The sequence below is a fragment of the Aliihoeflea sp. genome (assembly GCF_052435475.1).
In the GTDB taxonomy this organism is placed as follows: Bacteria; Pseudomonadota; Alphaproteobacteria; order Rhizobiales; family Rhizobiaceae; genus Aliihoeflea.
Genome location: NZ_JBQVMV010000012.1, coordinates 47889 through 61427, shown reverse-complemented (window position 1 = coordinate 61427; position 13539 = coordinate 47889). Strand labels below are relative to the sequence as shown.

Below are 13539 nucleotides of genomic sequence, written 5' to 3'. Positions count from 1 at the left end.
CAAGTAGGGAGATCACGCACGGTGGCGACGAGACCAATCTCCCCCCTCGCGGGGGAGATGCCCGGCAGGGCAGAGGGGGGCGCCATAGAGCGCCACCCTTAAATTCCTACCTCACATGCCCCTTGCCATAATGCTTCTCCAGCCGCGACTGGATCAGTTCGAAGCAGATCGACATCGCCCAGTAGATCAGCGCCGCCGCGATCAGCATCTCGAAGACGGTGAAATCGCGCCGGCCGATGATCTGCGCGGTGCGCGTCAGTTCCCACACACCCATCACCGAGACGAGCGAGGAGTCCTTCAGCATCGCGATGAACTGGTTGCCGGTCGGCGGCACGATCAGCCGCATCGCCAAGGGAAAGATGATCAGCCGGAAGGTCTGGCGCTCCGTGAAGCCCAGCGCCTTGGCCGCATCGTGCTGGCCATGCGCGACGCCGACGATGCCGGCGCGGAAGATTTCGGCCAGATACGCGCCGTAGCAAAGCGACAGCGCGATGATGCCGGACGGCACCGCGTCGAGCGCGAATTGCGGCCCGATCTGCGGCAGGCCGAGATAGATCAGATAGACCTGCAGCAAGAGCGGCGTGCCGCGAAAGAACGAGATGTAGAAGGTCGCGATCGCATAGGCCGGCCCCGATCTCGACAGCTTCCCGAGCGCTGCGGCAAGCGCGATGACCGAGGCGATGACGATCGAGATCAGCGAGACGTAGAGCGTCGTCACCGCGCCCGTCGTGATCATGTAGGACAGGTTCGTCCCACCGTCGCGCGTCGGTGCGAACCAGACGCCCAGATTGCGGTCGAAGCTGGTGATGAACAGGCCGAAAAGCAGGACGAGTTCGATCCAGACGATCAGCACCTGGATCTTGAACGGCACCAGGCGAAGGAGGATCAGGTTTGCCCAGATCGCGCCGCCGAGCAGGATGCCGGTCGCAAGGTGCAGCCCGAAGCCGACCTCCTGCCCCTCGCCCGTCGCCCCGCCCAGAAGCGGCGCGACCAGGCCGCCGGCGCGTGTGCCGCCAAGCCCCATCCAGACGAGGACGATCACGATCAGGAAAACGATGCCCGCCTCGATCCGCGACGGGCGGGCACGGACGAGCCAGCTCTCCGGTGGGAGAGCCGGCGCGTCGTTTATCGTGTCGGTTGCTGACATTACTCGACGGTCGTCAGGTCAACCTTGTACCACTTCTCCGACAGTTCGGAGAGGGTGCCGTCGGCGTGCAGCTCCTCGACGATCTCGGCGATGCGGGCGTTGAACTCCTCGTCGCCCTTGTCGGTTGCGACCGACAGCGGCTCGTAGAAGGCCGGATCGCCGACGATGCGCAGCGGATAGCCGTTGTTGATCGCTTCCTGGATGGTCGGCAGCGCCGAGAACACCGCATCGATGCGCACGCCGTCGCCGAGGCGCAGATCGTCGAAGGCGTTGGTGTCGGTCTCGTAGGTGCGGATTTCGGCCGCCGTCACCTGATATTCGAACTCGGGCACGCCCTCGGCATCGATCACCAGTTCGCGGTTGAGATAGGCGTCGTAGGTGCAGCCGCCGCACGAGCCGATGATTTTGTCGTTCAGTTCGTCTATCGACTGCACGTCGGAATCGGTGTGAACGGCGAAGGCGGCCGGCGTATAGTAGTAAATCGCGGGGAAATCGAGCACCTGCGCGCGCGCGGCGGTCGGCGTCATCGAGCCGACGGACATGTCCCAGCGCCCGGCCCAGCTACCTGCCGTGATCACTTCCCAGGAGGGGGTCACGATTTCCAGTTCGACGCCCATCTTCTCGGCGATCGCCTTGCCGACATCGATGTCGAACCCGTCCATTTCGTTGGCGTCATTGAGAAAGGACTGCGGCGGATATTCGGGGTCGCTCGACATGACCAGCTTGCCGGCCGAGGTCACGCGGTCGAGCGTTTCGCCTGCGATCACCGGCGAGCCGAGCATCGCCAGGACGGTCGTCAGGGCTGCAATTTTTCCCATTGCCATGAGAGTGTTCTCCTTTTTCTTTTTGAAGTTTCTTGCTTGTGAAATCGGGCGCCGAAGCGCCCGATCCCCTGTCGCGAGCGGCGCCTAGAAGAACGCCTGCAGCCCGGTCTGCGCGCGTCCGAGGATCAGCGCGTGGACGTCGTGCGTGCCCTCATAGGTGTTGACCGTCTCGAGGTTCTGCGCGTGTCGCATCACGTGGTACTCGACCTGGATGCCGTTGCCGCCGTGCATGTCGCGGGCCTGGCGGGCGATATCGAGCGCCTTGCCGCAATTGTTGCGCTTGACGAGCGAGATCATCTCGGGCGCGAACTTGTGCTCGTCCATCAGGCGGCCGACGCGCAAGCTACCCTGCAGGCCGAGCGCGATTTCCGTCTGCATGTCGGCGAGCTTCTTCTGGAAGAGCTGCATGCCGGCGAGCGGCTTGCCGAACTGCTTGCGGTCGAGGCCATACTGGCGGGCGCGGAACCAGCAATCCTCGGCAGCGCCCATCGCACCCCAGGAAATGCCGTATCGGGCGCGGTTCAAGCAGCCGAACGGGCCGGACAGACCGGAAATGTTCGGCAGCAGCGCGTCCTCGCCTACCTCGACGCCTTCCATGACAATTTCGCCGGTGATCGACGCGCGGAGGCTCAGCTTGCCGCCGATCTTCGGCGCGGACAGGCCCTTCATGCCCTTTTCGAGCACGAAGCCACGGATCTTGTTGTCATGGGCTTCCGACTTCGCCCAGACGACGAAGACGTCGGCGATCGGGGAGTTCGAGATCCACATCTTCGAGCCCGACAGGCGGTAGCCATCGGCCGTCTTCACGGCGCGCGTCTTCATGCCGTTGGGGTCGGAGCCGGCATCCGGCTCGGTCAGGCCGAAGCAGCCGATCCATTCGCCCGAAGCGAGCTTGGGCAGGTACTTCTTGCGCTGCTCTTCCGAACCGTAGGCATAGATCGGGTGCATGACGAGCGAGGACTGGACGCTCATCATCGAGCGGTAGCCCGAATCGATGCGTTCGACCTCGCGGGCGACGAGGCCATAGGCCACGTAGCCGGCACCGACGCCGCCATATTCCTCAGGGATCGTGACGCCCAGGAGACCGGATTCGCCCATCTCGCGGAAGATCGCGGGATCGGTCTTTTCCTCCAGATACGCCTCCTGCACGCGCGGCGCGAGCTTGTCGGCCGCAAAGGCGGCCGCCGTGTCGCGGATCATCCGCTCGTCTTCGGTCAGTTGATCGTCGAGAAGGAAAGGATCGTTCCACGCGAAAGCCGCGGACGTGTCCTTGGCTCTAACTTCCATGTTCATTTCGTCACCGTCCGGAGTTGCAGATTGCGAAAATTGCCATTTGGGCGGCAACTTAGTGCCATTGGACGCGGCGCGAAACAGTTTTTGTGCCCGACCGGCGGCAAGCGGCGGAATTACAACCGGATGGCGTAGCGGATTCCATCATAGATCGCCGCGTGGATGTTGCGCGCCGCGACCGCGTCGCCGATCCGGAAGAGGTCGAAACGTCCGTCAACGTTCGACTGCGGAAAGAGCGCACCCTGCCCGCCGACGAGGCTTTCGTAATCCACCGCGCCGCCGTTCCTCGAATGGGATTTGAGCGCGTGGTAGAGTTCGTCGTTCGCTGCCGTTCCGTGCTCGACGACAACCTGCTCCACGTGCCGATCCTCGGTCCAGCCCTTCGCATAGTCCGAGCCGAGCGTCGCCACCAACCCGTTGCCCTCGCGCCGGACGGCGACGACACGCGTGTTGATCGTCACCCGCACATGGCGCTCGTGGAAGGCGCGCATGTAGGGCACGTGGTTCATGCCGCCCATCTCCGGCGCGAACAGCCGTTCGGGCGAGACGAGTTCGAGCTTCGATCCCGCATTGCCGATCATCTCGGCCGCCGACATGCCCTGATGCCCGCCATTGTCGTCGAAAAGCAGCACGTTCTCGGCCGGTTTCACCGCGCCCGACAGGATGTCCCAGCTCGACACGACGAGGTCGTCGCCCGCCTCTAGCGGCGGGTTTTGCGGCAGGCCGCCGGTGGCGATCACCACAACGTCGGGCTCCAGTTCCAACACGTCCCCCACCTCCGCCCAGCAATCGTAGCGGATGGTCACGCCGAGATGGCCGAGTTCGGCCAGCCGCCAGTCGACGATGCCGACGAGTTCGCGGCGACGCGGGTTCTGCACCGCGAGCCCGATCTGACCGCCGGCTTTCGACGAGGCTTCCATCACGGTCACCTCGTGCCCGCGCTCGGCGGCGACGCGCGCCGCCTCCAGCCCGCCCGGCCCTGCGCCTACCACGACCACATGCTTGAGCGGCCCTTCCGTCCGGGCGATGACATGCGAAATCTGCGCTTCGCGTCCCGTCGCCGCATTGTGGATGCACAGCGCGCCGCCACCCTCATAGATGCGGTCGAGGCAGTAGGTCGCGCCGACGCAGGGGCGGATGCGGTGCTCCGCGCCGGCCTTCACCTTTGCGACGATATGCGGCTCGGCGATATGCGCGCGCGTCATGCCGACCATGTCGAGCTTGCCCTCGGCGATCGCATGGCGCGCGGTCGCGACGTCGGAAATCCGTGCGGCATGGAAGACCGGGAACTTCGTCGCGGCGCGCACCTCGCCGGCGAAATCGAGATGCGGCGCAGAGCGCATTCCCGTCACCGGGATGACGTCGACCAGTGCTGCATCGGTGTCGATATGGCCGCGGATGATGTTGAGAAAATCGACCTTGCCCGACCGCGCCAGCATCTGCGCGATCTCGACGCCTTCGGCGCGGGAGAGCCCCGTCTCCAGATCCTCGTCCGCCACCATACGGATGCCGACGACGAAATCCGGCCCGACGGCGTCGCGCACCGCATCGAGCACCCGCACCGAAAACCGCATCCGGTTTTCCAGCGACCCGCCATAGTCGTCCGCGCGATGGTTCGTCGCCGGCGACCAGAACCCGTCCATCAGATGACCATAGGCCTCGAACTCGATACCATCGAGCCCGGCTGCCTTCATGCGCTCAGCGGCCGACGCGTAGTCGGCGACGATGCGCTCGATGTCCCACTCCTCCGCCTCCTTCGGAAAGGCCCGATGCGCTGCTTCACGCACCGGCGAGGCGGAGAGGACCGGCAGCCAGTCGGCCCGGTTCCAGCCCGTCCGACGGCCCAGATGCGTCAACTGGATCATGACCTTGCAGTCATGTTCGTGGCAGGCATCCGCCAGTTCGCGCATCCAAGGCACGATCTCGTCGCGATAGGCCTCCAGATTGCCGAACGCCGCCGGGCTGTCCCTCGAGACGAGCGCCGAGCCGGCCGTCATCGTCAGCGCCATGCCGCCCTTGGCCTTTTCCGCGTGGTAGAGCCGGTAGCGCTCCTTCGGCATCCCGTCTTCCGAATAGGCCGGCTCGTGCGCCGTCGACATCACCCGGTTCTTGAACGTCAAATGCTTGAGGCGGAAAGGCTGGAGCAGCGGATCGTTCGACATCGGGTCTCGCTTGCGATGCGTAGGCGGGCATCGCATTGTTCGACGCTCCAGACCAACGGAGCAAGTCCATGCGCGCCATTTCGATGATCATTCCCGCCCTTCTTCTTTTCGCAGCGCCCGCGTTCGCCGAGGATGAAGAGACCTGTCCCGACGCCGTCACCACCGTCGACATCGTCGAATGCCTGACCGAAACCTACGAGGACTGGGACGCGCGCCTCAACACCGCCTACCGCGCCGCCATCGAACCGCTCGAAGGCGAACGCCGCACCCAGTTTCGCGACGTCCAGCGCACCTGGATCGCCTATCGCGACGCAAGCTGCGGGTATTATCGCTCCGGCGAAGGCACGATCGCGGCGATCGAGGGCAATTCGTGCATGGTGGAGTTGACCCGCACGCGGGCGGAGGAGTTGGAGGGGTTGGCGGAGCGGTAGTTGGCCTGACTTAGCTCGGGCGGCCCGGCATGGAGAGCGGATTGCGTGCCCCGTGGATCAGCCGTTGAATGACCGCCTGACCGTCAATCACGTCGTAGAAGACAAGGTACGGATACGGTCGAGCGTTCACGTAGCGCAGATTTTCCTGATCGGTTCGCCGACCGCCATGTGGATAGACGCCGAGCAACTGCCTTATCTGCTTAAATTTGTCGCGAAACCCCGCTGCGGCTGACGGCGACTGTGACGCCAGAAACCGCAGGATGCCATCGAGATCTTCCAGCGCCGCCGGCGAAAGCCGCGCCTTCATTGCGCATACTTGTTCAGTACCGCCTCGATCTCGTCTTCCGTCGCAAATTCACCGCGGGCAATTTGGGCGCGCGAAGCTTCAATCGCCTGTCTCTCATCGTCCGAAAGGACATAGATGTCGGACTTTTCATCCCCGACTATCTCAAGGATCGTCAGTGCGAGTCCATCCTGCGCGTCCGGAGAGAGCCGCTGCGCGGCTTCCACCGCCATTTGGAATAGCTTGGTCATGCAGGAATCATAACACGACGGAGCGGCCGCACAAACGCTCTCCTCAATACCACGCATCGTCATTCGCCGCCTTGCGCCTGGCGATGAAATCCTTCAGCGCATCATCCACCGCGACGTCCAGCGGCGGTGCCTCGAACTCCGCGAGTTGCTTCTTCCAGAGCCGGTTGGCGCGGTCCATGGCGTCCTCGCCGCCGGCGTCCTCCCATTTCTCGAAGGCCTCGTTGTCGGCGAGGCTCGAATCCCAAAACGCCGTCTCGTAATTCGCCATCGTGTGCGCGCAGCCGAAGAAATGGCTGCCCGGCCCGACCTCGGCGAAGGCGTCGAAGGCGAGCTGGTTGTCGTCGACCTTGACGCCGTCGAGATAGGTGTGGAGCGCGCCGCAGAAATCGGCGTCCATGACGAATTTCTCGTAGGACATCGACAGGAGTCCGTCGAGGAAGCCGGCCGAATGAAGGATGAAGTTCGCGCCGCAATGGACGGCGGCGAGCATCGACATCGTGCCCTCGTTCATCGCCTGGCCGTCGGGCAGTTTCGACGTTGTGAAATTGCCGGAGCATCTGAGAGGCAGGTTCAGTCTCCGCGCAAGCTGTCCGATGACCATCGAGCCGATCGCCGGCTCCGGCGTGCCGAAGGTGGGCGATCCTGACCTGAGCGACATGGATGACAGGAAATTGCCGAAGATCACCGGCGCGCCGGGCCGCTCCAATTGCGTCAGCGCGCAACCGGCCATGGTCTCGACCAGCGATTGCGCTATGGCTCCGGCATTGGTCACCGGTCCCATCGCGCCGCCGAGGATGAAGGGCACGATCACTGCCGCCTGGTTGGCGCGGGCATAGGCGCGCAGCGCGTTCGTCATCGTGCCGTCCCAGACAAGCGGCGAGTTGACGTTGACATTGCCGAGGATGACGCAGTTCTGGTCGACGAAGTCGCGGCCGAAGACCAGCCGGGCCATATCGATGGACTCCTCGGCGCGGCTCTCGGCCGTCACCGAGCCCATGAAGGGGCGGTCGGAATAGCGGATATGGGCGTAGACCATGTCGAGATGGCGCTTGTTGACCGGCACGTCGACCGGCTCGCAGATCGTGCCGCCGGAATGATGCAAAAAGGGCGAAGCCTGCGCCAGCTTGATGAAATTCTCGAAATCCTCCAGCGTGCCGTAACGCCGGCCGCGCTCGATATCCATCACGAAGGGCGAGCCGTAGGCGGGCGAGAAGACGACGTTCCTGCCTCCGATCCTGACCGAATTCGCCGGATTGCGCGCGTGCTGCGTGAATTCGGCCGGCGCCGTCTTCAATACCTCGCGCAGCATTCCGGGCTCGAACTTGACCAGCACCCCGTCGACCTTGGCCCCTGCCTTGCGCCAGTGGTCGAGCGCGATGTCGTCGTCGCGGAACTCGATGCCGATTTCGGCGAGGATGCGGTCGGCCGTCGCCTCGATGCGCAGAAGATTTTCCTCGGACAGTATGTCGTAGGTCGGGATGTTGCGGACGATATAGGGCCTGCCCGGCCCCGCCTGCCCGCCCGCGCGCGCCTCGCGCCGCGCCTCGCGTCCGCTCCGCTCGCGCCTTTTGCCCTGCACTTCGTCCAGCATGTCGGGCTCCTCTCCCTGCGTAAGCGCACTCTAGGCGCATCCAGGAAGCCCCGCCAAGGGCCGCGACCGACCCGAACCTGTCCATAAGCGCCGCCGCGCCCTCGCGCGGCCTGCCGATTCCGGCTAGATTTCGCCGATGCCCATCCGCCAATTGTCCGAAACCATCGTCAACCAGATCGCCGCCGGCGAGGTCATCGAACGGCCTGCCAGCGTGGTAAAGGAACTGGTCGAAAACGCACTCGACGCCGGCGCGCGCCGCGTCGAGATCGCGACGGCCGGCGGCGGGCTGCAACTGATCCGCGTCACCGACGACGGCTTCGGCATGAATGCTGCGGACCTCGCGCTCGCCATCGGGCGGCACTGCACCTCGAAGCTCACCGACGACATTCTCGACATCCGCTCGCTCGGCTTTCGCGGCGAGGCGCTGCCCTCCATCGGCTCGATCGCCAAGCTGACGATCCGCTCGCGCACGCGCGCAGGCGACGGTGCGGAGATCGTCGTCGAGGGCGGGCGCGTTTCGCCGGTGCGGCCCGCCGCCGCCAATCCGGGCACCATGGTCGAGGTGCGCGACCTCTTCTTCGCCACGCCCGCGCGGCTCAAATTCATGAAGAGCGAGCGGGCCGAGACTGCCGCTATTTCCGAGATGGTCAAGCGCATCGCCATCGCCTTCCCTCATGTGCGCTTCACGCTCTCCGGCCCCGACCGCACGACCCTCGACCTCGCCGCGTCGAGCGACGACGCCGCCGGCCAGCGCGAGCGCATCGCGCAGGTGATGGGCCGCGACTTTTCCGACAACGCGCTCGAAATCCGCGCCGAGCGCCCCGACGTCCGGCTCTCCGGCCATGCCTCGATCCCGTCCTTCACGCGGGCCAACGCGCTCCAGCAATATGTCTATGTCAACGGCCGCCCGGTGCGCGACAAGATGCTCACCGGCGCCATTCGCGGCGCCTATGCTGACGTCCTGCCGCGCGACCGCCATGCCGTCACGGCGCTCTTCGTCGACATCGAACCGGCGCTGGTCGACGTCAACGTGCATCCGGCCAAGGCAGACGTGCGCTTTCGCGATCCGGGTCTGGTGCGCGGGTTGATGGTCGGCGCGATCCGGCAGGCGCTCGGCACCGCCGGCATCCGTGGCTCGACGTCGGCCGCGAGTTCTATGGCCGAAATGTTCCGCGCGCCGCCGCCACGCCTGTCGCCCGGCTTCGACGCCGCGACTTCATTCCAGCGCCCGCTCGACACCGGCTTCGCCGAAGCCGCGCAGAGCGTTTTCGCCGACACGATCGCCTCCGCAGACCATCGCGCAGGCCTTTCGGAGCCCGCCCCGGAGGCCCTCGCCCAGCCGCTCGGCGCCGCCCGCGCGCAGGTGCACGAAAACTACATCATCGCCCAGACCGACCGCTCGCTCATCATCGTCGATCAGCATGCCGCGCATGAACGCCTCGTCTACGAGGCGCTGAAGACCGCGCTGCATTCGCGGCCGCTGCCGGCGCAGATGCTGCTCCTGCCGGAGATCGTCGACCTGTCCGAAGACGACGCATCACGCCTCATCGCGCAGGCCGAGACGCTCGCCCGCTTCGGGCTTTCGATCGAACGTTTCGGGCCGGGCGCGGTCGCGGTGCGCGAGACGCCGGCGATGTTGGGCGAAATGGACGTGCAGCAACTCGTCCGCGACCTTGCCGACGAGATCGCCGACAATGACACGGTCGAAACGCTGACCGCCCGGCTCCACCACATCGCCGCCACCATGGCCTGCCACGGTTCCGTCCGCTCGGGCCGCCGGCTGAAGCCCGACGAGATGAACGCGCTCTTGCGCCAGATGGAGGCGACGCCGGGCTCGGCCACCTGCAATCACGGCCGTCCGACCTATGTCGAGCTCAAGCTCGCCGACATCGAGCGGCTTTTCGGGCGCAGATAAGCTTGACCTGACACCGCATTTGTGGCGGAACCACCGGGACCAGAAGGCGCATCCCATGAACCGTTTCGAAGGCCCCGGCGGCAAGGAAGCCCGCATCCGTTATCTCGACGGCGATTTCCAGGTGATGACGCCGGGATCGTTCGTACGCTGCGCGGTGACCGGCGAGTCGATTCCGCTCGACGAGCTCAAATACTGGAGCGTCGCGCGGCAGGAGCCTTATGCGAATGCCGAGATTTCGCTGAACCGGGAATTGCAGGAAAATCCGGGTTTGAGGGCGCGGGCGAAGGGGTAGGCTTCCGCGGCGCCCCCTCCGACCCTTCGGGCCACCTCCCCCGCTTCGCAGGGGAGGATCAAAGTCGCGGCCGTCATCGGCTGCGGTTCCTGCGCGCCTTGCAGGGAAGATCATATTGCCGGCGCGCTCGACGCTGGGTCCTCCCCCGTTTACGGGGGAGGTGGCCCGAAGGGTCGGAGGGGGCGCACGTCGGATCGACGCAAGAATCACCCCTCCAGCCGCCGCCTTCTCCACGCCTTCAGCGTCTCCCCGATCACCGCGCCGGGCGTCACACCCGTCTCGAACGCCACGTCGATCTCCACCACCTCAGCCCGATGGTGAAGCTCCTCCAGCGCCTGCGATCCGTGCGCCAGCCGGATGGCGTCCTTGGCGGTGGTGACAAGTATAAGCCCGTCCTTGTCGGCGTCCTGCATCAGGTCGCGCGCCTCGTCGGCGCTGTAGAAATGGTGGTCGGCGAAGCTGCGGGTTGCGGCCACCTCGCCGCCCAGTTCGCGCACCGTGCGGTAGAATTTTTCCGGATTGCCGATGCCGGCGAAAGCGAGGCAGCGCTTGCCGCGGATCGCTTCCAGCGGTAGCGGCCGGGTCTTTGCCCGATAGACCGGCCGGCCCGCGCGCGCCGCGTGGCGCACGACGGTCGAAGCCGCATTCCCCTCGCCCATTTCGAGCAGGGCCGTCAGATGGCGCATCTGGTCGACCAGCGAGGCGCGCATCGGACCGCCGGGGATGGTGTGGCCGTTGCCGATGCCGCGTTCGGCATCGACCACGACGAGGGCGTAGTCGATATGGATCTGCGCGCTCTGGAAGCCGTCATCCATGATGACGAAGTCGCAGCCCTCGCCCAGCAGGAGCTTGACGCCTTCGGCGCGGTTTGCCGACACCGCGACCGGCGCGTGGGCGGCCAGAAGCAGCGGTTCGTCGCCGACATAGCGCGCGCCGTCATGGTGGAGGTTGACCAGATGCGCGCCGGAAACCGAGCCGCCATGGCCGCGCGACAGGAAGCCGGGCTTCAGCCGCATCGCCTTTGCCTGCCTGGCGAATGCGATCGCCACCGGCGTCTTGCCGGTGCCGCCGACCGTCAGATTGCCGATGCACAGCACCGGCACGTCGATCCGCTTGCGCGGCGCGGTCTGGAGACGATGGCGGGCGGCGAGGCCGTAGAGCTTCGACAGCGGCCACAGCGACCAGGCGCGCCAGTCGGGCTTGTGCCACCAGAAGGGAGGCGCCTCGCTCACCGGTCAGCCCTTGCCGTTCGGCCGCGCGCCGTTCATCAGCCGCGCCTTGACGACGAGCGGCGTGATCCACGGATCGAGCGCGGCGAGCGTCTTCGACAGCGCCCCGCGCATGTCGGCGACGGCGTTGGCGCCGGCACGGATCATCTCGCTACGCGCCGCGTCATTGGTCAGGAGATAGTTCACCGCACCCGCCAGCATCGCCTCGTCGCGCACGAGCTTGGCGCCGCCGGCCTGCATCAGCGTCTGGTAGGCATCGCGGAAGTTCTGCACGTTCTTGCCCGACAGGACCGCCGTATCGAGCATCGCCGGTTCGAGCGGGTTCTGCCCGCCCTCGCCCGTCAGCGAACGGCCGACGAAGGCGATCTCGGTCAGCCGCAGGTAGAGCCCCATCTCGCCGATCGTGTCGCCCAGATAGACGTCGGTATCGGGCGCGATCGGCTCGCCCTTCGAGCGCCGCGCGACCTTCAGCCCTTTGCCTGCGCACATCTCGGCAACCGCGTCGGCGCGGTCGGGGTGGCGCGGCACGATGATGGTCGCGACGTTGCGATGCCGCTTCTTCAGCGCCAGATGGACGTTGGCCGCGATCTCCTCCTCGCCCTCATGGGTCGAGACGGCGGCCCATGTCGGGCGTGCGCTGACGGCATCCTTCAGCGCCTGCAGCGCGGCGAGGTCGGCCGGCGGTGGAACGGTGTCGACCTTCAGATTGCCCGACACGGTCACCGGCCGCGCACCGAGCGCGAGGAAGCGTTCGCCATCGGTCTCGGACTGCGCGACGACATGGGCGAGGTTCTCGAACAGCGCTTCGGCGAGGTGCGCGCGCTTGCTCCAGCGGGCAAAGGAGCGGTCGGACAACCGGCCATTGACCAGAACCTGCGGCACCCGCCGGGCGCCAAGTTCAAGGATCGTCATCGGCCAGATCTCGGATTCGGCGATGATGGCGAGGTCGGGCTCCCAATGGTCGAGGAAACGGTCGACGGCGGGCTTCAGATCGAGCGGCACATATTGGTGGATGATCGCGTCGCCGAGGCGCTCGTCGGCGACGCCGGCGGAGGTCACCGTTCCCGTCGTCAGCACGACATGGATGCCGTCGGCGGCGATCTTCTTGACCAGCGGCACGACCGCCAGAGTCTCGCCGACGCTTGCGGCGTGGACCCAGACCAGCGGCCCGTCCGGCCTTGCGACCTGCGTGACGCCATAGCGCTCGCGTCGGCGCTTGCGGTCCTCCTTGCCGCGACTCGCGCGATAGGCGACATAGCCGCCGATCAGCGGGTAGGCAGCCGCGCCGGCGAGCCGGTAGGTGGTGAGCAGCGCGCGCGCCCAGCGTTCGCTCATGCCGTCGCTCCCACCAGCCCGTATGCCCTTGCCGTGACCCGGTTCAGCGCGGCCGTCACATCGCGGCGCGCGTCTTCCATCGCCGCGTCGTCGGCATCGGCCGGCACGCGGATGGGATCGCCGATCGCGATGCCGGCCCGGCCGAATGGCAGATTGATGGCGGTCTTGTCCCAGCTTCTGTCGAGCACCTTGCGGCGGCTCGTCGCCAGCGCGGCGGGAATAATCGGCCGGCCGGAAATGCGCGCCAGCGTGACGATGCCGAGCCCGGCGTCGCGCGGCGTGCCGTGCGGAATGTCGGCGATCATCGCGACGTTGCGGCCCTGGTCGAGAATGCGCTTCAGCATGATCAGCGCTCGCGCGCCGCCCTTGTCGGTGTCATGCCCTTCGCGTCCGCCCGAACCGCGCACGATGCCGAAGCCGAGGCGTTCGGCAACCAGCGCGTTCAGTTCAGCGTCGCGGCTCTTCGAGAAGAGCGCGGTAAAGCGCAATTCGCGCGGCAGATAGGCCGGCGCAAGCAGATGCTGGCCGTGCCAGAGCGCCAGTATCACCGGCTCGTGCGGCCGGATCGCCGCGAGCGGATCGTCGGAACCGGCGGCAAGTGGGTTGGTCGCCTTGATCGCGCGCAACAGCGCGACGACGCCGGCTGCGAGCGCATTCTTGGCGGCCGGCGTTTCGGCCAGCGGCCCGCGCAGCCTTTTCCACGCCGCCTTCAGCGGCCGGCGGCGCGGCGCTGCGGCGCCCTCGATGCTGTCGGTATTGCTGATGGTCTTCTTTCCCATCCGGCGGACA

13 protein-coding genes are annotated in these 13539 nt (G+C 66.2%); 3 read left to right on the top strand and 10 right to left on the bottom strand.

The genetic code is table 11. The features are described 5' to 3' along the window. Window positions 1–106: 106 nt before the first annotated feature. The 4 genes from ACT6QU_RS13805 to ACT6QU_RS13790 all read right to left on the bottom strand — a co-directional run bounded on the left by ACT6QU_RS13805 (window position 107) and on the right by ACT6QU_RS13790 (window position 5423). Window positions 107–1147: an amino acid ABC transporter permease gene (locus ACT6QU_RS13805; protein ID WP_444564919.1), complete on the bottom strand. Its 1041-nt coding sequence runs from the start codon at window positions 1145–1147 to the stop codon at window positions 107–109. Beyond that, complete coding sequence (locus ACT6QU_RS13800) at window positions 1147–1971, bottom strand: transporter substrate-binding domain-containing protein (RefSeq protein WP_444564918.1); 825 nt, start codon at window positions 1969–1971, stop codon at window positions 1147–1149. The genes ACT6QU_RS13805 and ACT6QU_RS13800 overlap by 1 nt, the downstream gene beginning before the upstream one ends. Window positions 1972–2055: 84 nt before the next feature. After that, on the bottom strand, window positions 2056–3258 hold the full coding sequence (locus tag ACT6QU_RS13795) for an acyl-CoA dehydrogenase (protein WP_024589012.1): 1203 nt from the start codon (window positions 3256–3258) through the stop codon (window positions 2056–2058). A 119-nt stretch (window positions 3259–3377) separates the two neighbouring features. Next, on the bottom strand, window positions 3378–5423 hold the full coding sequence (locus ACT6QU_RS13790) for an oxidoreductase (protein WP_444564917.1): 2046 nt from the start codon (window positions 5421–5423) through the stop codon (window positions 3378–3380). 68 nt (window positions 5424–5491) lie between these two features. Between ACT6QU_RS13790 and ACT6QU_RS13785 the strand changes: the two genes are divergently transcribed. Then, entirely contained in the window at window positions 5492–5854 is a 363-nt protein-coding gene (locus ACT6QU_RS13785; protein WP_444564916.1) for a lysozyme inhibitor LprI family protein, read from the top strand. A 10-nt stretch (window positions 5855–5864) separates the two neighbouring features. On the opposite strand, the gene ACT6QU_RS13780 is transcribed toward ACT6QU_RS13785, so the two are convergent. The 3 genes from ACT6QU_RS13780 to ACT6QU_RS13770 are packed head-to-tail and all read right to left on the bottom strand — an operon-like array spanning window position 5865 to window position 7979. Then, the gene (locus ACT6QU_RS13780; protein WP_444564915.1) at window positions 5865–6161 is read right to left on the bottom strand and encodes a type II toxin-antitoxin system RelE/ParE family toxin; all 297 of its coding nucleotides are present in this window, start codon (window positions 6159–6161) and stop codon (window positions 5865–5867) included. Further along, a complete protein-coding gene (locus ACT6QU_RS13775; protein WP_444564914.1) occupies window positions 6158–6388 on the bottom strand; it encodes a hypothetical protein in 231 nt (76 codons plus the stop codon). Before ACT6QU_RS13775 ends, ACT6QU_RS13780 begins: the two co-directional genes overlap by 4 nt. A 43-nt stretch (window positions 6389–6431) precedes the next feature. Further along, the gene (locus ACT6QU_RS13770) at window positions 6432–7979 is read right to left on the bottom strand and encodes a trimethylamine methyltransferase family protein (protein WP_444564913.1); all 1548 of its coding nucleotides are present in this window, start codon (window positions 7977–7979) and stop codon (window positions 6432–6434) included. Between the two features lie 136 nt (window positions 7980–8115). Here ACT6QU_RS13770 and mutL point away from each other — a divergent pair, with 136 nt between their 5' ends. Both mutL and ACT6QU_RS13760 read left to right on the top strand, forming a co-directional pair. Beyond that, window positions 8116–9894 carry a DNA mismatch repair endonuclease MutL gene (mutL, locus tag ACT6QU_RS13765; protein ID WP_444564912.1) on the top strand — a complete coding sequence of 593 codons (1779 nt, stop codon included), beginning with the start codon at window positions 8116–8118 and terminating at the stop codon, window positions 9892–9894. 55 nt (window positions 9895–9949) lie between these two features. Continuing rightward, entirely contained in the window at window positions 9950–10186 is a 237-nt protein-coding gene (locus ACT6QU_RS13760) for a DUF2093 domain-containing protein (RefSeq protein WP_024589005.1), read from the top strand. Window positions 10187–10392: 206 nt separating this feature from the next. On the opposite strand, the gene lpxK is transcribed toward ACT6QU_RS13760, so the two are convergent. Genes lpxK through ACT6QU_RS13745 form a run of 3 tightly spaced genes read right to left on the bottom strand, consistent with a single transcriptional unit; the run spans window position 10393 to window position 13529 of the window. Beyond that, window positions 10393–11418: a tetraacyldisaccharide 4'-kinase gene (lpxK, locus tag ACT6QU_RS13755; protein ID WP_444564911.1), complete on the bottom strand. Its 1026-nt coding sequence runs from the start codon at window positions 11416–11418 to the stop codon at window positions 10393–10395. 3 nt (window positions 11419–11421) lie between these two features. Further along, window positions 11422–12750 (bottom strand): lipid IV(A) 3-deoxy-D-manno-octulosonic acid transferase, encoded by a 1329-nt coding sequence (waaA, locus tag ACT6QU_RS13750; protein WP_444564910.1) that lies wholly within the window; start codon window positions 12748–12750, stop codon window positions 11422–11424. Further along, window positions 12747–13529 (bottom strand): lysophospholipid acyltransferase family protein, encoded by a 783-nt coding sequence (locus ACT6QU_RS13745; protein ID WP_444564909.1) that lies wholly within the window; start codon window positions 13527–13529, stop codon window positions 12747–12749. The genes waaA and ACT6QU_RS13745 overlap by 4 nt, the downstream gene beginning before the upstream one ends. Window positions 13530–13539: the final 10 nt, after the last annotated feature.

What these genes read in the sequence shown, in the direction of transcription:
- ACT6QU_RS13805 (WP_444564919.1), bottom strand. Translation starts at nt 1,147, where the DNA reads ATGTCAGCAACCGACACGATAAACGACGCGCCGGCTCTCCCACCGGAG.
- ACT6QU_RS13800 (WP_444564918.1), bottom strand. Translation starts at nt 1,971, where the DNA reads ATGGCAATGGGAAAAATTGCAGCCCTGACGACCGTCCTGGCGATGCTC.
- ACT6QU_RS13795 (WP_024589012.1), bottom strand. Translation starts at nt 3,258, where the DNA reads ATGGAAGTTAGAGCCAAGGACACGTCCGCGGCTTTCGCGTGGAACGAT.
- ACT6QU_RS13790 (WP_444564917.1), bottom strand. Translation starts at nt 5,423, where the DNA reads ATGTCGAACGATCCGCTGCTCCAGCCTTTCCGCCTCAAGCATTTGACG.
- ACT6QU_RS13785 (WP_444564916.1), top strand. Translation starts at nt 5,492, where the DNA reads ATGCGCGCCATTTCGATGATCATTCCCGCCCTTCTTCTTTTCGCAGCG.
- ACT6QU_RS13780 (WP_444564915.1), bottom strand. Translation starts at nt 6,161, where the DNA reads ATGAAGGCGCGGCTTTCGCCGGCGGCGCTGGAAGATCTCGATGGCATC.
- ACT6QU_RS13775 (WP_444564914.1), bottom strand. Translation starts at nt 6,388, where the DNA reads ATGACCAAGCTATTCCAAATGGCGGTGGAAGCCGCGCAGCGGCTCTCT.
- ACT6QU_RS13770 (WP_444564913.1), bottom strand. Translation starts at nt 7,979, where the DNA reads ATGCTGGACGAAGTGCAGGGCAAAAGGCGCGAGCGGAGCGGACGCGAG.
- mutL (WP_444564912.1), top strand. Translation starts at nt 8,116, where the DNA reads ATGCCCATCCGCCAATTGTCCGAAACCATCGTCAACCAGATCGCCGCC.
- ACT6QU_RS13760 (WP_024589005.1), top strand. Translation starts at nt 9,950, where the DNA reads ATGAACCGTTTCGAAGGCCCCGGCGGCAAGGAAGCCCGCATCCGTTAT.
- waaA (WP_444564910.1), bottom strand. Translation starts at nt 12,750, where the DNA reads ATGAGCGAACGCTGGGCGCGCGCGCTGCTCACCACCTACCGGCTCGCC.
- ACT6QU_RS13745 (WP_444564909.1), bottom strand. Translation starts at nt 13,529, where the DNA reads ATGGGAAAGAAGACCATCAGCAATACCGACAGCATCGAGGGCGCCGCA.